Here is a 20,841-nt window from a genome sequence, read left to right on the forward strand (position 1 = left end):
GAGAGTACGTGAGCGGTTGCGGGAGGCCACGGTTGCTTTCACGGTGGGCTCAAGATCCAACGCCGTCGAAAGGAATCCCCCCATGTGCGCTCTGCCCGCATGGCGCATCGCTTCCGGCGCACTGTGCGCCACCCTCCTGGTCGGGATCGCCGGCCCTGCCGCCATGGCGGCCGACTCGGCCCCCGAGCACCGCCATGCGGCGTCGCCCGGTGCGCGGCTCTCTGACACGGACGCGCGACTCGCGCAGCTCAGGAAGCTCGACGGGGGCGAATTCGCCCCGCTCGCCGACCTCCTGCAGGCCGTGCTCAAGGCGAACAACGGCCAACTGACCGCCGCCGAGGCCAGGAAACTGGCAACTGCCGCGAAGCAGGCCCTGGCCAAGATGGCCGACAAGGTCCGAACGGATGCGACCACACCGGCCGTGACGGCCACACCGGCCCCGTCGGTCACCCCGTCGGCCCCGGTCCTTGTGACGGACGTACTGCCCCCCGCTCCCGTCGGAGACGCCGCCGACTCCACGGACAGCGCACAGGACACGCTGGACAGCGCGCTGGACGAGATCGATCAGGCAGTGGACGACCTCCTGGCGGCACTCGGCACCGATGACGTGACATCCGATGACGACACCGTCGGGCTGGCCTCGGTCGACAACCTGCTGACCGAACTGGACGACCTCGTCGACGCGCTGACCGACAGCGATGCGACAGAGCAGACCCTGCCCGAACCGACGACGCTGCCCAGCCTGTGGCCACTGACGTCCGTGCCGTCGCTGTCGCCCGTCACGCTTCCCGCGATCACGTCGGCGCTGCTGGACTCGTGACCGCCGTACGACACGGCTCCTGCCCGTTCAGTCGTGGTGCCGCCCAACAGGGCGGCACCACGACTGTTCTCGTTCCTGTGTTTTCCCGACAACCTTCCGGCTTTATCGCGTCCCGAAGCCCGACGTTCAGGGATTTCATATGAGGACTCGCGATCTTCGCCGCCTCCGGTTTCCGCGTCGCCCACGGCTCGTTAGGCACGGCGAAAGACTCCCCCTCCGGTGACACGCGTTGCCGAAGAAAGGAACACGATGAAGTCCCTGAAGGCTGCCGCCGTCCTTGCCGGGTCCCTGATCGCCGCCACTGCCGCCACGCCGGCGTTCGCCCACAACACGGCCCCCACCCTGGCCGCCCCGGGACAGAGCGCCCCCGACGCGGCGCCCGCCGCGCAGGGTGCTCCGGTTTCGGCGCCTGCCCCGCAGAGTGCCCCGGTTTCGGCGCCTGCCCCGCAGAGTGCTCCGGCTCCCGCCACGCAGGCCGCTCCGGCTCCGGTTTCGGCGCCTGCCCCGCAGAGTGCTCCGGCTCCGGCTCCCGCTCCGCAGAGTGCTCCGGCTCCCGCCACGCAGGCCGCTCCGGCTCCGGTTTCGGCGCCTGCCCCGCAGAGCGCTCCGGCCCCGGCTCTTGCCCCGCAGAGCGCCCCGGCCCCGGCTCCCGCCCCGCAGAGCACTGACCTGGCGGCCACCGACCTCAACGGCGGCGTGAAGACCAAGCTCCCCCTCGAGGCGAGCGCCACGGGCAGCAAGTCGGTGCTCCCCACGGTGAAGGAGACCGCAGAGGCACTGAACGAGGCCAAGCCGCTGCGCGGCAACCTGTGGATGTAGGTCCACGCTTCCCGTACGGAGTCGGCCCTCGGTGAGTCCGAGGGCCGACTTCTTTGTGCGAGGCCCTCTCGCCTGTCCCCGAGTCACCGGAATGGCCGCCGGTGATCACTGTCCTGGCCGCCCGGCGGTGACCGCGCGGGGTGCTCGGCGGTTAGCGCTACGGATCAACCGAACCGGACGAGGAGTGAGCCATGGTCGTCAGCGTCGGCGGAGTGCCGCTGGGTGCCGAGGACGGAGCACCTGCCCCGGCGCGGCCGGCAGCGGTGGGCAGAACACGGCGGGACCTGGCGCGCGGACTGTACTCCTGCGCGCTCATCGCCGCCCTGACCTCAGCGTCCGCCGCTTCCCGGCCCCGGCTCCCCCGACCCGGGACCGCCGCGGGTGACACGGCCTTCGACGTCGCGTACCGCGGCCGCCGCATCCGCGGCCGGTGGTTCCCCGGGTGCGGCACAGCCGAGGACGGCCGGTGGCATGTCACCGTGGACGGCCGCCCCCTGCATCTGATGCGCCGCGCCGACGGCACCTGGCTGAGCATGGTGGACCACTACTGTTCGTACCCGACACCGATCGAGGCGGCCCGCGCCGCCGTCGACGAACTCGGTCCCGGTCAGCGGCTGCGCGCCCTGGTTCCGCAACCGGCGGACGGTGGGCACCTGAACACGGGTCACCAGCATGGCGTACGTGCGTAAGGACGCCGCCACGCTCACCAGGGCGGAGAAGCGCCGGTTCGTCAAGGCGCTGCTGGAGCTCAAACGGCGAGGCGAATACGACGAGTTCGTGCGCCTGCACATCGCGCACTTCGCCTCCGACGGTGAGCACGGACTGCGCACCGCGCACATGGCGCCTTCCTTCCTGCCCTGGCACCGCCAGTTCCTGCTCGAACTGGAGCGCGCCCTACGCCGAGTGGACTCGTCGGTGACCCTGCCGTACTGGGACTGGACACGCGACCGCACGACCACCTCCGCCCCCTGGACGGCGGACCTTCTCGGCGGCAACGGGCGCCGCTCCGACCGCCAGGTGATGACAGGTCCGTTCGCCTACCGGGAGGGCGACTGGACCATCAAGGTGGGCGTCACCGACGAGAAGTTCCTCACCCGCGACCTCGGCAGCCCGCGGGCCCCGGCCGGCCTGCCCACGAAGAGGGAACTGGAGTGGGCGCTGAAGGAGCCCACCTACGATGTGGCGCCCTGGGACTCGACGGTCACACGAGGCTTCCGCGGCAGACTGGAGGGCTGGGGCAGCGGCCGGGGCAAGGCCTCCTGGCGCAATCACAACCGAGTGCACCGCTGGGTCGGCGGGGCCATGCTCGGCGCCGCCTCCGTCAACGATCCCGTCTTCTGGCTGCACCACGCCTTCATCGACCTGCAGTGGTACCGCTGGCAACGCCGTCATCGCGGAGCCCGCTATCTCCCCGCCACACCGCCGGGCCCTGACGACGAGCAGCACGGCCGGATCGTGGCCCGGCACCAGAAGCTGCCGCCGTGGGACGTGTCGCCGGACGAACTCGAGGACGTCGGCCGGATCTACCGGTACGGGTGAGCGAGGCGCGTCCAAGAGGAGAGCCCCGGCGTTCCAGGACGCCGGGGCTCTCCGCTGAGGACGAAGAACGTCAGAGGCCGTAACCCTGGAGAACCTTCTCGGCGTTCTTCTTGAGGTCCTTCTTGTCGTGCTTGTCGGCGTGCGCCTTGTGCTGCTTGTCGGCGTTCTTCTTGAGGTCCTTCTTGTCGTGCTTGTCGGCGTGCGCCTTGTGCTGCTTCTCGTCGTGCTTCTTGACGTCCTTCTTGACGTCCTTCTTGTCGTGCGCCTTGTGCTGCTTCTTGTCGTGCTTGTCGTGCTTGTCGCGCGCCTCGTGCTTCTTGTGGTGCTTCTTCTCGCCCTCGTTGTTCTCGCAGACGCTGCCGGCGGCCCGGTTGAGACCGCCCAACACGGTGACGGTGTTCCCGCACACGTTGATCGGCACGTGGATCGGGACCTGGATCACATTGCCGGACAGGTAGCCGGACGACTTGTACGCAGCGGCCTTGGCGTCGGCGTCCGCCGCGGCGACACCGGGCAAGCTGAGCACAACGGCGCCCGCGCCGAGAGCGAGAGTGCCAACCTTCGCGATGCGAGACATAAAGACGTTCTCCTTCTACTGGCTCGGTGAGTGCGGTAGCGGAATGAGCGATCGCACTTCCCCTTCAACGCGTCGCCTTCGCACCGGTCACGGCAAGTTCCTCCGGATCACCCTCTTTGCCCGGGATGCGCGCGCCGTCGGACGCGGCCACCCGGTTCGACCATCCGAGGGACGGGCGACAGTGCTCTGACCTGCGGTCTCTCGGAAAAATTACACATCCGAGCGTTTCATCATCAAAAATCACAAACAGCACCGTATGTTCATGACTGTCAGTGCTCAGCTCATCACGGGCTGCGCCTACTCATGAAACGGAGAGGTAATGCGCAAGTACCAGAAGGCCGCGGTCGTCGCGGCCATGCTCGGCAGCGTCAGCTTCCTGGGTGCCGGCGTCAGCCACGCGGGCGACGACGGCCACAAGCTCAAGCTCGACAGCGACCAGACCCAGCTGTGCTCCGCGGACGAGGTGAACATCGTTGGCACCGAAGCGGCGGACACCTTCGCTCCGACCAACGCCGCGGGCAACCAGTTCCTCGACGCGAGCGACCGCAACACGGTGAACTGTGCCCAGATCTTCGGGCTCGGCAGGTAATCACTGATCAGGTGGTCCAGGTAGGCCTGGGGCTCGAGCCAGGCGTCCGAGCCCCGGGGCTACCGCCTGATGGCGACGCCGTTATGTCTGATTCGTGATGGATTGCTATCTTTTCGCGTCTGGGCGTTTCACGCGTTCAAAAGCCGCAAACATCGCTTACAGTGAGAACTGTCGGTGACCAGCCCATTACGGACTGTGTCGACGCGAGAAACGGAGACGTAATGCGCAAGTACCAGAAGGCCGCGGTCGTCGTGGCCATGCTCGGCAGTGTCAGCTTCCTGGGCGCCGGTGTCGGTCACGCTGACGGGGACCCGAAGGTCAAGCTCGACAACAAGCAGAGCCAGAAGTGCTCGGCGGACGAGGTCAACATCACGGGCAGCGACCTGGCCGACACCTTCGCTCCGACCAACGCCGCGGGCATCCAGGTCGTCGACCAGAGTGAGCGCACGTCGGTGGAGTGTGCTCAGCTCTTCACCATCGGCGGTAAGCACTGATCAGCTGATCCAGGCAGGCCCCGGGGTTCGTGTTCGAGCCCCGGGGCCTGCTTTTCTGCTTGGGGCGAGGTCGGGTCCCCGCGGCCTTGGGCGCGATCGCGGCGGCGTCCTGCCGGGGCGGCAGTCGGTTCACCCCGGGATGTTTGCAACGCGGGTGACCATGTCCGCCAGGTCGTCGTCGGATCCCGCGATCATGCGCAGCCGGCGTGACGTACTGCGCGGCGAGCCTGTCCGGCATGGCCTGGATGGTCGGCTCGCTTGCCTGCTTGCGGACGCCGCAGCAAGTGCCTCCCGTGACGGAAACCTCTCGAGATAAGTGCGCAATGGGCGTTTCGCGTGGCAAAAAACCAGAAAGGCCCCTTAAGGTGAGGACTGTCGGTGACCAGCCCGTAACGGACTGTGTCGACGTAAGAAACGGAGACGTAATGCGCAAGTACCAGAAGGTCGCAGTCGTCGCGGCCATGCTCGGCAGTGTCAGCTTCATGGGTGCCGGTGTCGGTCACGCTGACGGGGACCCGAAGGTCAAGCTCGACAACAAGCAGAGCCAGGAGTGCTCGGCGGACGAACTCAACATCACGGGCACCGAGGCGGTTGACACCACCGCATTCACCAACGCTGCCGGTCTCCAGTTCGTCGACCAGAGCAAGCACAAGTCGGTGGAGTGCACTCAGCTCTTCACCATCGGCCGGTAAGTACTGGCCGGGTGATCCCAGGCAGGCCCCGGGGCTCGAACCAGGCGTTCGAGCCCCGGGGCCTGCTGTTTGGGTTCCCGGCGCAGGTCGCTTGAGTCGCTCAGACGGTCACTCATGTGCAGGCATAAAAGCTAGATTATGGGTCTTTTCAGGGAAGCTTCCATCTTGGGTGTCTCGCTCACTGATGCCCCCACTATCCCTTACAGTTGACAACTGTGCGCGGTCGGTCTGTTGCTGACTGTGACGAAACGAGAACGGAGAAGTAATGCGCAAGTTCCAGAAGGCGGCAGTCGCCGTTGCCATGCTCGGCAGCGTCAGCTTCCTGGGCGCTGGCGTCAGCCACGCTGCGGGCGGGGACTCGAAGACCAAGGCCGACAACACCCAGCAGAACCAGAAGTGCTCCTCGGATGAGGCCTATTGGGGACTGGTCAACGTCGGTGACGTGAATCTCGTGGTCAACCTCCTCGGCGTCCAGTACGTCGACCAGAGCGAGCACAAGTCGGTGAAGTGCGCTCAGGTTGTCCCCGCCGGCAAGTAGTAGTTCATCGGGTCAGGCAGCCACCGCAGTCCAGTCACGGGGCCGACGGTAAAAGGAAAAGGCAGATGTTCAATTCAAGGAAGATCGCAGCGGCAGTGGGCGTCCTGGGGAGCTTTGCTCTGATCGGTGCCGGTGCCGTCCAAGCCTTCGCTGAAGACGGTTCGAGTGGGTGCGTCGACAACGGCAAGGGCGAAACGCACTGTTCGCAGGTGAGGGAGTACCAGGTCACCACCGACAAGCGCGGAAACATCACCGTCGTCAATGACTCGACGCAGAGCTGTCCTGCCTCGGGCGGCCAGATCGACTGCGTCAGCAGCTTCTCCGTCCCCGACAAGAAGTTCTGACGTCAGACCGAGACGGCCGAGGCGCCTTCGCCGTCGGCACCAGTCGCGCAAGCCCACTCGTACATACGGGGGTGGCCGGGAGCGGAATCGCGCCCCGGCCATCCCCGAATGTGTTGCACCAGGCGGTGTAGCCGCTTCGGAACGAAGGTTCGGTGACTCAGTGCTGGAAATCGTGAGTGACACCATCAGCCACCATCTCGCTCGGGCCGCAGCACGAACACCCGACGAGACAGCGTTCACTTTCGTGGACTTCAGCACCGACCGCGACGGAGTCCCTTCCACTCTGACGTGGCGCCAACTGGAGCGGCGGGTACGCACCCTCGCGACGGCCCTGCGCCACGCCGGGGCGGCCGGTGAGCGCGTGGCCATCGTGGCGCCGCAGAACCTCGACTACGTGGTCGGCTTCATCGCGGCCACGTGCGCCGGCGCGATCGCCGTTCCCCTGTTCCCCCCGGCCCTGCCGGGTCATGCGGAGAAGCTCGCCGCAGCGCTCGCGGACGCCGACCCGGTGCTGGCCCTCACCAGCCCCGACTCGCTCCAGGCCGCGGAGAAGTTCTGCGCCGACCAGGACGGTCTGCGCGTGCGCGTGGTCACCGAGCAGGACCTGCTCTCAGAGTCGGTGTCAGGGGGCGTACCGGAGGGTGGAGAGACGTTTCACCCGCGCCCCGAGGACTGTGCCTATCTGCAGTACACCTCCGGCTCCACCCGCGTGCCGTCCGGGGTGGAGATCACCCATGCCAACGTCTGTGCCAACGCACGCCAGGCCCTGGAGGCGTACGACATCCGCACCGGGCGCAACCGCACCGTCGGCTGGCTTCCGCTGTATCACGACATGGGGCTGGTACTGGCGATCGCGATGCCCATCGTCGGCCACGTTCCCTCCGTTCTCATGGAGCCGTTGGCCTTCGTGCAACAGCCCGTCAGATGGCTGCGTCTGCTCACCCAGTACCCGGGAGCCCTCACCGCCGCTCCCAACTTCGCCTTCGACTACTGCGTGCGCCGCGTCACCGACGAGGAGCGCGGCGAGCTGTCACTGGGTTCGGTCGCCGCCATGGTGAACGGCAGTGAACCCGTCGCCGAGCAGACGCTGCGACGGTTCCAGGAGGCCTTCGCACCCGTCGGCATGGTCCGCACCGCCATGCGCCCGTCCTACGGACTGGCCGAGGCGACCGTGTTCGTCGCCGCCTCACCGGCCGGGCAGGAGCCGACCGTCACCTGCTTCGACCGTGACGCGCTGGCGGACGGCACCGCCCGGGTGGTCGAGGCCACCGAAACGCGGGCCGTGACCCGCCTGGTCGGATGCGGACAGCCGAACGGTCAGGAAGCCGCCATCGTCGACCCGGTCACCCGGGTCCGTCTGGAGGACGGGCACGTCGGCGAGGTCTGGCTGCGCGGACCCAACGTGGGACGGGGCTACTGGGGGCGCGCGGAAGAGAGCGAAGCCACCTTCCGCGCCACCCTCCACGGCGACCGCGCCCAGCAGCACTGGCTGCGGACCGGCGATCTCGCACTGCGGCACGACCAGCAGCTCTACATCACCGGCCGCATCAAGGACCTGGTGATCATCGACGGCACCAATCACTATCCGCAGGACATCGAGCAGACCGTCGAGGGCGCCCACCCGGCCGTACGCCGTCACCACACCGCGGCGTTCTCCGTTCTCACCGACGACGGAGAACGTCTCGTCGTCGTCGCCGAGCACGCCCGTGACCTCGCGGTGTCCGAGGGGGTCCTGGACGAGGTGACTCGTGCCGTCCGTGCGGCGGTGTCCGCCGGTCACGCCGTCGCCGTCCATGACTTCGTCCTGGCCGAGCCCGGCACCGTACCCCACACCACGAGCGGCAAGGTCGCCCGCGGAGCATGCCGCGAGCGCTACCTCCAGGGGGCCTGGAGCTCGGACACGCGAGGACAGAGAGCGGGAGTCACCGCATGAAGCAACCAGGCGGACACCGGGAGCCCACGATGGCCGGTCGCTCCCGACCGGACGTCACCGCACTGCGGAACGCGCTGGTCCGGATGGTCTCGGACATCAGCGGCCTCTCCCCGGAACAGCTCGACGACGCCCGCCCCCTGGCGGAGTACGGCCTCACCTCGCGCGACGCCGTCGGACTGACCGGCGAGTTGGAGAAGTTACTGGACCGGTCGCTGCCCGCCACGTTGCTGTGGGAACACCCCACGATCGGACAACTGGTCAGCGCTCTGTCGACCCCTGACACCGCTGACACCGCCGACACCGCGGAGACCGACGAGCAGTCGGACACGTCCGGCGAAGCGGCCACGGCCGGCACGGCCGGCACTGACGACCACGCCGTCGCGATCATCGGCATCGGCTGCCGTCTGCCCCCGAACGTGCAGGGACCGGACGCGCTCTGGGAGCACCTTCTGGCAGGAACGGACGCGATCGGCCAGGTGCCCTCGGGACGCTGGCGGAACTTCACCGGCACCGCGCCCGACGCCACCACCTTGATGGAATCCACCACACAGCGGGGCGCCTTCCTCGACGACATCGAGGGCTTCGACGCGGACTTCTTCGGCATCACGCCCCGCGAGGCCGAAGTCATGGACCCCCAGCAACGGCTGGTGCTCGAAGTCGCCTGCGAGGCGCTGGACCACGCCGGCGTTCCCGCGCACGCCCTCCGGTCCACCCGCACCGGCGTCTTCGTCGGCCTGAGCGCCCTCGAGTACGGGCAGCTGACCACCTCCGACCCCGCGCGCCTGACACCGTGGACCAGTACCGGAGCCGCCGGCAGCATCGTCGCCAACCGCGTGTCCTACCTGCTCGATTTCCGCGGCCCCAGCATCACCGTCGACTCGGCCTGTTCGTCGTCGCTCGTAGCCGTGCATCTGGCCTGTCGCAGTCTGCGCGGCGGGGAGTGCGACACGGCACTGGCCGCGGGGGTCAACGTGCTCCTGTCGCCGGCGGTCACGGCATCGTTCGAACAGGCCGGTGCGCTGGCCGCGGACGGCAGGTGCAAGCCCTTCGACGCCGCGGCGGACGGCATCACCCGTGGTGAGGGCTGCGGCGTCGTCGTGCTCAAGCGTCTCGCCGACGCCCGGCGCGACGGCGACCGGGTGCTCGCCGTCGTCAGGGGTACCGCCGTGAACCAGGACGGCCGGTCGGCGGGCCTCATGGCACCCAACCCGGCGGCGCAGGAGGAACTGCTGCGCGACGCCCTGCGGGACGCGCGGCTCGACGCCGCCGACATCGACTACGTCGAAGCGCACGGGACGGGGACCCTGCTGGGAGACCCCATCGAAGCAGCCGCTCTCGGAGCGGTCGTCGGCCGCGGCAGACGGCCCGACCAGCCCTTGCTCATCGGATCGGTCAAGAGCAACCTGGGCCACCTCGAAGGCGCGGCCGGCATCATCGGACTGATCAAGACCGCGCTGGCCCTGCATCACGGCCGCATCCCGGCCACGCTCCATTTCCGCAGCCCCAACCCCCACATCGACTTCAGCGAACTGGGCCTGCGCGTGGTCAGCGAACCGACCGCCTGGCCCGCACGGGGGAGCCGTACGGGGCGCGCCGGCGTGTCCGCGTTCGGCTTTGGTGGCACGAACGCCCACGCCGTCCTCGAGCAGGCGCCGTCCACCGTCGCGGGTCCCGCGCGGCCATCGGCGACCCACGGCCGAGAAGGCGGCCGAGAAGCCGGACAAGAAGCCGGCCAAGGAGACGACCAAGAGGGGGGTCGGCCGCACGTTCTGGTGGTGTCCGCCCGTTCCGCGGAGCGGATCGCCGACGTGGCCGCGAGTCTGTCGCGCTGGGTGGCCGCCGGTGACGCGCCCTCGCTCACCGATATCGCCCACACCCTCGCCGCGCACCGCCGTGGCCCGTCCTGCGCCGCCGTCGTCGCGCGGACCCGCCCCGAGGCGGCCGCCAAGCTCGCCGCGCTGGCCCGGGACGAGACGGTCCCCGGCGTGGTCGCCGCGTGCACCGACGCGGGAGCGGCCCAGTCGGGCACAGCGCGCCGACCGGTCTTCGTCTTCTCCGGCTACGGCTCACAGTGGAAGGGCATGGGGCGGCGGTTGCTGACCGGTGACTCCCGCTTCGCCGCCCAGGTGGCCGCGCTCGATCCGGCCTTCCACGCGGAGACCGGCTCCTCACTGACCGACCTGATCACGGTCGATTCCGGCCGCACGGTGGACCGTACCCAGCCACTGCTCTTCGGCATCCAGCTGGCCCTGGCGCAGACCATGCGGGCCTACGGCGTGGAACCCGCTGCCGTCATCGGCCATTCGATGGGCGAAGTCACAGCCGCCGTGGTGGCGGGCGCTCTCGACGCCGCCGACGGACTGCGCGTCATCGCCCGCCGATCGGCGCGCCTCGCCGGCATCGACGCCGAACAGGCCGGCGCGATGGCCGCGATCGAGCTGCCCGCACCGTCCCGGACGGACGTTCTCGGCCGCTTTCCCGGTGTGGAGGTCGCCGTCCACTCCTCGCCGGAACGCTGCACGGTGGCCGGGCCGGCCGGTGCGGTGCGCGACCTGGTGGACGAGTTGTCCGAGCAGGGTCACCTCGCCCGGCTGCTGGAGGTCGGCGGAGCCGGACACTCGGCCGCGGTCGATCCCATCCTGCCGCCCCTGCGCGAGGACCTCGGCGCTCTGCGCCCGAGCGCAGCCACGACGCCCTGGTACAGCACGGTCCTCGAGGATCCCCGCGCGGTCCCGGCCGCCGATGCGGATTACTGGTGCGCCAACGTCCGCCGCCCGGTGCGTCTGCACCAGGCGGTGACCGCGGCAACCGAAGACGGCCACACCCTGTTCCTGGAGATCTCGCCCCATCCCATCGCCGTCGTCCCCCTCACCGAGACGCTCGACGCCACAACGGTGGGGGACCAGGCCCTGGTCGTCCCGACCCTGCACAAGAACGCGGACGACACCGTCGCCCTGCGCGCCGCACTGGCGAGGCTGCACTTCGCGGGCGTCACGATGAGTACCGGTCTGTGGCCCACAGGAGGCCGCACCGAGCTGCCCACCCCGGCCTGGCGGCACAGACGGTTCTGGTTCTCGCGCACCGCCGCCTCGACCGCGGTCGGCGGGCATCCCTTGCTGGGTGTGCGTACCGACGACCCGCGGACCGGCGTCGTGCTGTGGCAAGGAGACGTCGGTACCCGTCGGCACCGCCCCGGGAGTACGGTCCACGACCGAGCGGTGCTGACCCTCGCCGAGGCCGCGGAGCTGGTGATCGAGGCCGGCCTGGAGCTGTGGGGCCGAGAGGGCCTCACTCACCTCGGCGTCGAGGACCTGAAGATCCACCAGTGGCTCGCCCTCTCCAGCAGCACTCCGCTGACCGTGGTGTGGGAACCGGCCTCCGGTACACACGGGACCGTCACCCTGCACGCCCGCGGCACCGGCACGGCCTGGCGCTGCTACGCCTCGGCCCGTATCACCCGCGATCCGGAACCCCCGCGCGAGGATCCGGAGCCCCGGCGCGAGCTCCACCCCGCGGAACAGGCCACGGACTTGGTTCAGCCCTTCACCCCTGAGGACCTGCCGCACCCGCGCGGGCCGTTCTACGGGTATCTGCTGACGGCCATGCTGGAAGCGCTGGGTGCCGCGGGAGCCACCGCGCACGCCGTCCCGGTCGCGGTACGGACCTTGGACATCAAGGGGCCGGGTCTCCTCGACAGCGGATACGACATCCGCCGCACGCCCGCCGACCCCGACGGCAGCCTCTGGCACGTCACCGCCCAGGGCGCCGAGAGCGAGCTGGTCGCCCGGTTCGTCCAGCTCCGTCCCATCGAGCATCACGAGGTACCCCGGCCCCTGGAGACGTGTGCCTACGACATCCAGTGGCAGAAGTCCACCGTCCCCCTGCCGCTGGACCTGCACCGTGCCCTTCTCCTGAGCGACGAAGGGGACGCCGCGGGCGGTGGCATCACGGCCTCGCTCGCCTCGGCCCTGGAAGCCGGGGGCGTCGACGTCACGCAGGCCCGCGGCGACGCCTGCGACGCCGTACTCGACACCTGGCTGGAGAACCCGCGGGACGACGGCCCGAGCGCCGTCGTCCTGCTCTTCCCCCAGCACGAACGCGACGACGACATGCGGCCCCTGCGCACGGCGGCACGGGTGGCCCGCCGCCTGGCCGGGGGCGCCGACCGGCAACCGCCGCGCCTGTGGATGGCCACCGTGCTGGCACAGGCGACGGGCCCGGGGGAGCCCGGGGTGCCGCATCTCGCCTGTCTGCGTGGGCTCGTCCGCGTCATGGCACTCGAACACCCCCAGTTGCGCACCTCGCTGGTGGACATCGACAAACAGCCCGGTGCGGTCGGTGACCTCGTCCAGGAGCTTCTCGCCGACGGCGACGCCGATGAGATCGCCTGGCGGGCCGGCACCCGCCTCACCGCCCGTCTCGCCCGTGCCGACCTCGCCCCCCAGGGCAACGGCGGCGTGGCGTTCACCCGTCCTGACGGCGCCTACATCGTCACCGGCGGGCTGACCGGCCTGGGCCTGGCGACCGCGGGGCGGCTCGCCGAGCAAGGGGCCGGGCGTATCGTCCTGAACGGACGTCGTGCCCCCGGGCCCGAAACCCAGTCCGTCCTGGCCGAGCTGCGGGACCGGGGAGTCTCCGTCGCCGTGGTCCGGGGCGACATCGCGGAACCGGATGTCGCCGCCGGCCTGGTGGCCGCCGCTGTCGGAGAAGGGCACACCCTGCGAGGCATCGCGCACTGTGCCGGTGTTCTGCACGACCGCCTGATCACGGACCTCGAGCCCGCGGACCTCGACCACGTGCTGCGGCCGAAGACCGTCGGGGCCCGGAACCTGGAGGCGGCCGTCGACGGCCATGACCTGGACTGGTGGGTGATCTACAGCTCCGCCGCGGCACTGATCGGCTCACCGGGACAGTCCGCGTACGCGGCCGCCAACGCCTGGCTCGACGCCATGGCTCACCACCGCAGATCCTCCGGCCGGCCGGCGACCTCCATCGCCTGGGGCCCCTGGGAGAACGTCGGCGCGGCGGCCGCGAACCCGGCGTCGGCCCTGGAGCCCATCCACCTGGCCGAGGGAATGGACGCCCTGCAGGCGCTCGTCACCCTCGACCGTACGCATGTCGGCGTCGTGCACCTCGACGCGGGTCGTGTCCTGGCGGCGTTCCCCGGTCTGTCAGCCATCCCCTTCTTCAACGACGTTCTCGAGGACAGCGCGGTCGGCGCCGACGACTGGGTGGGCCCGGCCGGCATCGCGGCTCTCGGCGGCTGCGCCCCGGAGATGGTGTACGCCCGCCTGGTCAAGAGGACGGCGGCCATCATGGGGTTCAGCGCCCACGAACTCGACGAGACGACCGCGCTGACCGAACTCGGACTGGACTCCCTGATGGCGGTGCGGATCCGCAACGCCCTGCGCCAGGACTTCGGCGTCGACCTGCCCGGCCCCCGCCTGCTGCGAGGCGCCTGCCTGCGTGAACTTGGTGGCGCGGTGCTGGAACAACTCGGCCTCGGCTCCGAGGTACCCACGGCCGCCTCCTCACCGGCAGGGCCCGACAACGTCCGGCAGGCACCGCCGTCCGCACCCCCGCTGCCCGGTTCCCTCAGCGCCCGGGACCCGGCCGAGCGGCTGGTCGCGAGCGCCTGGTCCGAGGTTCTGCGGCGCGGACCCAGGGACGTGCACGAGGACTTCACCGCCGCCGGCGGAGACCGACGCGCCGCCGAGGCCATGGTGGACGTCATCCGCCGGCGGCTGGGCGACGACACGGAGCTGAGCCTGACCGGCGAGGCCGTTCTCGCCCACCGGACCGTCGCGGCCGTCGCCGAACTGATCCGGCCGGTGGTCAACCGAACCGGCCCGTCGGCACTCACCACCCTGCGCCCCGCCGTCCCCGGCGCACCGCGGCCCCCGCTGTTCACCTTCCACCCGGCCGGCGGACCGACCTCGGTCTACCTGCCGTTGACGGGGCTGCTGCCGGCCCACCAGCCGGTGTACGGGCTGGAACGCGTCGAAGAGCTGAACACCGTGGAGGACAAGGCGGCCCACTACCGCGCGCTCATGCGTGACATCCAGCCGGAAGGGCCCTACCACCTGCTCGGCTGGTCCTTCGGAGGATGCCTGGCGTACGAGGTGGCTCGTCAACTGGGCGAAGAGGGACAGGAGGTCGGGTTCCTCGGGCTGATCGACACCATCCTGCCCGCGGCTCTGCCGCAGCAGGATTCACCGGAGCTGCTGCTGGAGCGCTTCGGCCGTTTCGCCGAGTACATCGAGAAGACGTACGGCCACCGCCTGGACCTGCCCTACGAAGAGCTGGCGGCCACGCCGGACGAGCGGCAGATCGACGTGATCATGCGACTCGTGGCCGACGCCGGCCTCGACATGAGCCCCGGGGTCATGGAGCACCAGCGGACCTCGTACGTCGACGCCCGCGTCGGCGAACGGTACGTCCCCCGTCCGCACGACGGCCCCGTGGTGCTCTACCGCGCCCAGCGACCGCAGGAGCTCACCACCGCTCTGGACCCGCGCTACCTCCGGCAGGAGGCGGACCTGGGGTGGGCGCCCCTGTGCCGGTCCCTGGAGATCGTCCCCGTCGAGGGCGACCACCTGTCCCTCATCGACCCACCCCATGTCGAGACCATCGCGCGGCACCTCGTCCGGGCCATCGGGTCGCTGACCGACGACCGCTGAGCCACGCCTGTTCCGTGGGGATCACCCGCGGAACAGGCGCAACCGCTCCTCACCCATCCGGGCACGTGCCTCCGGGTCGGTGACACCGAGGTCGGGACGGGGGGCCAGACACAGCACACCGACCTTGCCGATGTGCTGGTTGGTCTGGACAGTCCGGGTGGCCGCGCCCACCTCCGCCAGCGGGTACGTCCGCGACAGGGCGGGAACCACGCTGCCCATGCTGATGAGCCGGTTGACCTCGCACTGCTCGTGAAGGTTCGCGCCGTGACTGCCGATGATCCGCTTCAGCCGCATCCACAGGTACCGGTTGTCGTAGGTGTGCTCGTAGCCGGTACTGGATCCGCAGGTGACGACCGTTCCGCCGCGCCTGGCCAGGAACACGGAGGCCGCGAAGGTGGCCCTGCCGACGTGCTCGAACACGATGTGCGGGTCCTCTCCGACCGCGTCGCGGATCGCCCGTCCCATCTTCTTCCAGCCCTCGGGACGCTGCAGGAGTGTGTCGTCCCCGCCCAGGACCTCCTGGCGGTTGATGACCGCGTCGCATCCCAGCGACCGGAGCAGACGTGCCTTCTCGTCGGAATTCACCACGCCGACCGGGATACCGCCTCCGCCCCGCACCAGTTGGACCGCGTAGGAGCCCAGCCCGCCGGTCGCGCCCCAGACCAGCACGATGTCGCCCTGCTTCATCCGCGCGCCGCGGTCGCTGACCAGCATGCGGTACGCCGTACTCGCACACAGCGGGTTGACGGCCGCTTCCTCCCAGGTCAGAGCGGGAGGCTTCGGCATCAACTGGCTGGCCCGGACGACGGCGTAGTGCGCCAGACCGCCGAAGTTCGTCTCGAACCCCCACGCCTTCTGCCCGAGCCCGAGCATGCCGTCGTGGTGCGTGTCGGGGTCCTGCTCGTCGACATAGGCCGGCGAGATCGAGACATGATCACCGACCTTCCACCTGCGCACGGACGATCCGGTACGGACGATGACGCCCGAAGCGTCGGAACCCACGATGTGGTACGGCAGATCGTGCCGCGCCTGCCATCCTCCGGCCTTCCCCATCTCCTTGAGGAACTGGAAGGTGGGCAACGGCTCGAACATGGCCGTCCAGACCGTGTTGTAGTTGATGGCACTGGCCATCACGGCGATCAGAGCCTCGTCGGGGGCGAGTTCCGGCATGGGAACGTCCGCTACGCTGAGGGACTTGCGCACGTCCTTGTCCTCGACGCCCTCGAACATGCCGACATCGTCGGCGCGCACACAGGCCGCCGGGAAGTGGTCCGGGAGGGGGAGGGACTCGAGGTCCGCTGCGTCCGCACCCGCGATGACCGCTTCGGACAGGGGCGATGTCATGTCGGCTCCAATCTTGATCACGTCTGACGACTGTTCCCAAGAGAACCGCTGATCCGATGCCCCGCAACCGCTGCTCTGCTGTACGGGCGACTGCCCGCTGTCGAACGGAGTGTCTGCCGGTGGCGGACGGTGTGCGCCGTCATGCTCCCAGCCGTGTGGTCCTATTTTCTGAAGTATCTGAGAACGCAGCTGGTGTGTCTCGGGCTCGTCGCCGCTCTCGTCTCGACCGGGGCGCATGCGGCTGAACGGAGCCCGGAAGGCACGCCCGGGCCTCCCGGTGCGGAGGCCCGTGTCACCGCCGTGAGAACGATCGACGACCGGACGCGCGATCTCACGGTGAGTTCGCCGGCCATGGGAAGGTCCATCCCGGTCCGTGTCATTCTTCCGGCGAGCTGGAGCGAGCGGCCGGAAGCGACGTTCCCCGTCCTCTACATGCTCCACGGCGGCGCCGACGACTACACGGCCTGGACCCGTGAGACGGACGTGGAGGAGCTGTCGCGCAGCTTCGATGTGCTCATCGTCATGCCCGACGCGGGATTGGACGGCTACTACAGCGACTGGTTCGCCGGATCGCCCCGCTGGGAAACCTTCCACACCACCGAACTCGTGCGGCTCATGGAGAAGGAGTACCGGGCCGGCCCGTCGCGCGCCGTCGTGGGACTGTCCATGGGCGGCTTCGGCGCACTCAAGTACGCGGCACACCATCCGGGACTGTTCCGGTACGCGGCTGCGATGAGTTCCTACGTGGACCTCAACGATCCGTTTGTGCGCCTGGTCATCGGACTCGGCTCCTTCGCGGTCGGCGTCGACATCAAGCAGGTGTGGGGCGACCCGGTGAAGAACGCGGATGTCTGGCAGTCCCACAACCCCGCCGCCATGGCGCGGTCCTTCCGCGGAACGCACGTCCACCTGTCAGTCGGCACCAGCATGCCCGGACCGCTGGACATGGGGCGTTCCACCGACGTCATTCTGGTGAGCATGCTGGGCGAGGCGGCGCTTCCGGAGCAGATCAGGAGGTTCGCCTCCGCACTGCGCGCGGAAGGAGTCCGTGTCACGACCCACGTGTATGAGCCAGGAACGCATTCCTGGCCGTACTGGCGGCAGGAACTCCACCGCATCTGGCCCACGGTGATGGACTCACTCGGGCTGCGGGCTCCCCGCTACTAGGGACGGACGCCAGCCTTCCTTGCGGGCGAGAATCCGGTAGGCCTGCCCACCGCGCAGCGCCCCCAGGAACGGAGCGATCGCGATGTCGGCGGCGGCCGCCGCGGCGATCAGTGGGACCGAGCACGTCCAGATGGCCGCATGGGCCAGGGCCCGGGTGCGGGTCGGGGGCGTCCGGGACCAGGGATGCCGGGGGCTCGGCGTCCAGGAGCGGAAGCGCTCCACGACGGCGCCGCAGAAGTCCCCGCCCGGCCGTCCGGTGACGCGCTGCTCCCTCACCATGGTGAAGCCCCGCTCCAGCAGTGCCTGTCTGAGGTTGGCGAAGGGCATCAGGTGCACGTGCTGCGGCTGCATCCAGGGAATCCAGTGCCGGCCCAGCAGCCGGCTGAGCGAGCTCTGCGGGTCGGGGACCTCGATCAGCAGATGACCGCCCGGCTTGAGGACGTCCCGGGCCGCATCCAGTTCGGCTCGTGGATCCAGGGTGTGCTCCAGGTAGTGGAACATGCTGACCACGTCGTAGGCGGCCTCCAGGGATGCGGCCAGTTCGGGAAAGTCCCCCCGGTGACCGCGGTGCACCCAGCCGTACTGCTCGGCCCGCTCCACGGCGTCGCTGCGGTCCAGGCCGTGAAAGACGGTCTGCGGCCAGACGTCCTGGGCGACGAGGCAGAAGTGACCGTGCCCGGCCCCCACGTCCAGCCAGGTCCGTGGCGTGGTGTGCGGGTGGGGGAGGCGGGCGCGATCGCGGTAGGCGGAACCCTGGAGGGCGAACACCTTCTCCATCTGCCGTTCGCCGATGCCGTCGTAGCAGTCGCGGTAGTAGAAGTCGAGGCCGGCCGGGCTCAGCCGGGGATTCTGGAAGGTGTGGCCGCAGTCCCCGCACTCCTCCAGAGTGAACCGGCCCGGTTTTCCCTGGTACATGTCCCGTGCCGTCACGCGGTGTCTCAGGTCGGACGACCCGCACCACGGGCAGGAGCCGCGGCGTGGCTCGAAGAACCGCTCGACACCCCGGGCGATCTCGGCCTGGTATTCCGCGCGGAGCCCGGCGTGCGGGTCGGCCGGACCGCGCAGGGCGTGCGCTGCCCGTGCGGTACGCAGCCAGTCGCCAGGGCCCAGGACGGGCCTGAGCCAGGTGGCGCGGTAGCGGTCGGCGGGAGCGAACCGGCGACCGCGCACCAGCGCCGGCTGCAGTGCGTAGCCGGCCAGGGCAGCCGCTCCCCAGGCCGGGGCCGTCGCGAGGCAGGCGAAGGTGAGCGCACCGGCGGCCAGGCGTGCCGCCAGGGCGGCCGACAGCGGGACGAAGGTGTCGCCCGGCCGGGCGGCGACGCGTTCCCGGGCGGTACGGCGGACACTGCGAAGCCCGGGCGCGACCGCGAACCCGGTCGTATCCGGCGCACACTTCTTCAGCTGCCCGAGCAGACCGGTCAGTTCCGCGGCCGAGAGCCCCGCGAGATCCGTGCCTGCGGGCAGGGCGGTGCCGAGCCGTTCCAGGACGGCCGCCTCCACGACGACGGCATGCTGGGCACTCCGTCCGAAGGCCAGCCTGTCGCGCCGGAAGGAACGGGTGTTCACCAAGCGGGCGAATTCGAGCAGCTCCGCCGTCGGCAGATCACCCGGCAGCAGATCGAGTACCTGCAGCCCCTCCCGGGAAGCGAAGGCGCAGGCGGCGCGGCGGGTCGCGTCGTCCAGCCGCACCCCGGAGGCCAGCACGAACCGGAAGTCGGGGGAGGACGGATCCGCGGAGGGCTCGAGGAGGCGCAGCCCGGCCAGTCGGCGGTTGAGCCGCACCGCGTTGAGGGTGAATCCCGCGCCGAGCGCTGCCGCGGTGAGCCGGGCCATGTTCCTTGGCATCAGTTTCCCGTCCCGCCAGAAGGGGTCTTTTCCTCATCTTCGCCCGATGAGTCCAGGAACGTGCCGCCCGATATGTCTATGGTCTGCCAATCGGGTAACGGCCCGGCAGGGCGTCGGCACACCGGGAGAACCGGCACACCTGGATTACCGGCACACCTGGATTACCGGCACACCTGGAGAGAGGAACGGCGTGGGGCGAACAGTGGTGATCTTCGCCGCGGGGTCCCGGGGCGACGTCCAGCCCTGCCTGGCACTGGGCCGGGCCCTGGCCCGGCGGGGCGACACGGTGAGAGTCCTGGCCAGTCGGCGTTACGAGCATCTGATCGCCGAGGAGAGGCTGGACTTCCACCCCCTTCCGGCCGACCCCGTGGAGATCGTCGAGTCCGTCGAGGGGCAGGAACTCCTCGCCGGACCACGCAACCCGGTGGCGTTCGTCCGCCGGATGGACCGAGTCCTGCGCCCCCACATCATGCCGATGCTGGAGGAGACCCGGGCCGGAGCGGAGGGCGCCGACCTGGTCCTGGCGCCCACCTTCGGGTTTCTCGGCGTCCATCTCGCCGAGTACCTCCGCGTCCCGCACGCCGTCATCCACTTCCAGCCGAGCCAGCCCACCAAGGCCTTTCCGCACCCCCTCGCGCCGGCCGCCGGGAGGCTGGGACCCCTGGGAAACCGGTTCAGCTTCGGCGCGGTCGACCTCGGGTCCTGGATGCTGTGCCGGAGGTTCGTCAACACCTGGCGCCGGCGGAGCCTGGGCCTCCCGGAGCTGTCGCTGTCGGCTCCCTTCCGGCACGTCCGCCACGCGCCCGTGCTGTGCGCGTTCAGCCCCACGGTGGTGCCGCGGCCGTCCGACTGGGGACCGAACGTCCATGTGACCGGCTTCTGGCACCACGACCGGCCGATGTGGGAACCCCCGCGGCGCCTGCTCGACTTCCTGGCCGACGGGCCGCCGCCCGTCTACGTCGGATTCGGCAGCATGAGGACCCGCGATCCGGAAGCGACCGACACCCTCGTGCGGAGGGCGCTGCGACGCGCGGAACTCCGCGGAGTGCTGACCGGCGATCCCGCCACCAGCGAGGACGACATGCTCGTGGTGGGCGACACCCCCCACGACTGGCTGTTCCCCAGGGTGGCCGCCGTCGTCCACCACGGAGGAGCGGGCACGACCGCCTCGGCACTGCGGGCCGGAAGACCCTCACTGGTCTGTCCGTTCTTCGGCGACCAGCCCTACTGGGCCGCGCGCGTGCGCGAACTCGGCGCGGGACCCGCACCGCTGCTCGCCCGTGATCTCACCGTTCCCGCCCTCACCCGACGCCTGCGCGAACTCACCCGGCACCCTCCCTTCGCCGAGACCGCGCGCCGGCTCGGCCGGGCTCTGGCAGCCGAGAACGGCACCGCCCGAGCCTGCCAGGTCCTCGACGAACATCCGGTCGTTCCCCGGTGACGGCCGAGGTGTCTCCAGT

Annotated in this window: 16 protein-coding genes; 13 read left to right on the top strand and 3 right to left on the bottom strand. The window is 69.9% G+C overall.

The window, feature by feature from the left end:
- Positions 1–82: 82 nt before the first annotated feature.
- The 4 genes from IE97_RS0112580 (at position 83) to IE97_RS0112595 (ending at position 3,178) form a co-directional block, all read left to right on the top strand.
- On the top strand, positions 83–820 hold the full coding sequence (locus IE97_RS0112580) for a hypothetical protein (protein ID WP_030236926.1): 738 nt from the start codon (positions 83–85) through the stop codon (positions 818–820).
- A gap of 249 nt (positions 821–1,069) precedes the next feature.
- Complete coding sequence (locus IE97_RS42475) at positions 1,070–1,639, top strand: hypothetical protein (protein ID WP_199809812.1); 570 nt, start codon at positions 1,070–1,072, stop codon at positions 1,637–1,639.
- 191 nt (positions 1,640–1,830) lie between these two features.
- The gene (locus tag IE97_RS0112590) at positions 1,831–2,328 is read left to right on the top strand and encodes a tyrosinase family oxidase copper chaperone (RefSeq protein ID WP_030236929.1); all 498 of its coding nucleotides are present in this window, start codon (positions 1,831–1,833) and stop codon (positions 2,326–2,328) included.
- Positions 2,312–3,178, top strand: a complete 867-nt coding sequence (locus IE97_RS0112595; protein WP_030236931.1) for a tyrosinase family protein — start codon at positions 2,312–2,314, stop codon at positions 3,176–3,178. Before IE97_RS0112590 ends, IE97_RS0112595 begins: the two co-directional genes overlap by 17 nt.
- A gap of 70 nt (positions 3,179–3,248) precedes the next feature.
- Here the strand turns inward: IE97_RS0112595 and IE97_RS43605 are convergent, their stop codons facing one another.
- Complete coding sequence (locus IE97_RS43605; RefSeq protein WP_063752194.1) at positions 3,249–3,755, bottom strand: chaplin; 507 nt, start codon at positions 3,753–3,755, stop codon at positions 3,249–3,251.
- A gap of 319 nt (positions 3,756–4,074) precedes the next feature.
- Here IE97_RS43605 and IE97_RS0112605 point away from each other — a divergent pair, with 319 nt between their 5' ends.
- The 7 genes from IE97_RS0112605 (at position 4,075) to IE97_RS0112635 (ending at position 15,025) form a co-directional block, all read left to right on the top strand.
- Complete coding sequence (locus IE97_RS0112605) at positions 4,075–4,344, top strand: hypothetical protein (protein WP_030236938.1); 270 nt, start codon at positions 4,075–4,077, stop codon at positions 4,342–4,344.
- Positions 4,345–4,565: 221 nt separating this feature from the next.
- Complete coding sequence (locus IE97_RS0112610; protein WP_030236941.1) at positions 4,566–4,838, top strand: hypothetical protein; 273 nt, start codon at positions 4,566–4,568, stop codon at positions 4,836–4,838.
- A gap of 425 nt (positions 4,839–5,263) precedes the next feature.
- Positions 5,264–5,530, top strand: a complete 267-nt coding sequence (locus tag IE97_RS0112615) for a hypothetical protein (RefSeq protein WP_030236944.1) — start codon at positions 5,264–5,266, stop codon at positions 5,528–5,530.
- A gap of 265 nt (positions 5,531–5,795) precedes the next feature.
- Positions 5,796–6,068, top strand: a complete 273-nt coding sequence (locus tag IE97_RS0112620) for a hypothetical protein (protein ID WP_030236948.1) — start codon at positions 5,796–5,798, stop codon at positions 6,066–6,068.
- Between the two features lie 65 nt (positions 6,069–6,133).
- A complete protein-coding gene (locus IE97_RS0112625) occupies positions 6,134–6,412 on the top strand; it encodes a hypothetical protein (protein ID WP_030236952.1) in 279 nt (92 codons plus the stop codon).
- A 172-nt stretch (positions 6,413–6,584) separates the two neighbouring features.
- Positions 6,585–8,345, top strand: coding sequence for a fatty acyl-AMP ligase (locus IE97_RS0112630; protein WP_420706078.1), 1,761 nt, complete (start codon positions 6,585–6,587; stop codon positions 8,343–8,345).
- Between the two features lie 29 nt (positions 8,346–8,374).
- Positions 8,375–15,025 carry a type I polyketide synthase gene (locus tag IE97_RS0112635; protein ID WP_030236958.1) on the top strand — a complete coding sequence of 2,217 codons (6,651 nt, stop codon included), beginning with the start codon at positions 8,375–8,377 and terminating at the stop codon, positions 15,023–15,025.
- Between the two features lie 21 nt (positions 15,026–15,046).
- Here the strand turns inward: IE97_RS0112635 and ccrA are convergent, their stop codons facing one another.
- Entirely contained in the window at positions 15,047–16,369 is a 1,323-nt protein-coding gene (gene ccrA / locus IE97_RS0112640) for a crotonyl-CoA carboxylase/reductase (protein ID WP_030236960.1), read from the bottom strand.
- A gap of 351 nt (positions 16,370–16,720) precedes the next feature.
- Between ccrA and IE97_RS0112645 the strand changes: the two genes are divergently transcribed.
- A complete protein-coding gene (locus tag IE97_RS0112645) occupies positions 16,721–17,536 on the top strand; it encodes an alpha/beta hydrolase (protein WP_158708275.1) in 816 nt (271 codons plus the stop codon).
- On the opposite strand, the gene IE97_RS0112650 is transcribed toward IE97_RS0112645, so the two are convergent.
- Entirely contained in the window at positions 17,507–19,369 is a 1,863-nt protein-coding gene (locus IE97_RS0112650) for a class I SAM-dependent methyltransferase (protein WP_051704935.1), read from the bottom strand. The two genes, IE97_RS0112645 and IE97_RS0112650, sit on opposite strands and share 30 nt — an antisense overlap.
- A gap of 202 nt (positions 19,370–19,571) precedes the next feature.
- Between IE97_RS0112650 and IE97_RS0112655 the strand changes: the two genes are divergently transcribed.
- A complete protein-coding gene (locus IE97_RS0112655; RefSeq protein WP_030236966.1) occupies positions 19,572–20,822 on the top strand; it encodes a glycosyltransferase in 1,251 nt (416 codons plus the stop codon).
- The last annotated feature ends 19 nt before the right edge of the window (positions 20,823–20,841 follow it).

Origin of the sequence: Streptomyces sp. NRRL S-455, assembly GCF_000717875.1 — a bacterium.
GTDB lineage: Bacteria > Actinomycetota > Actinomycetes > Streptomycetales > Streptomycetaceae > Streptomyces.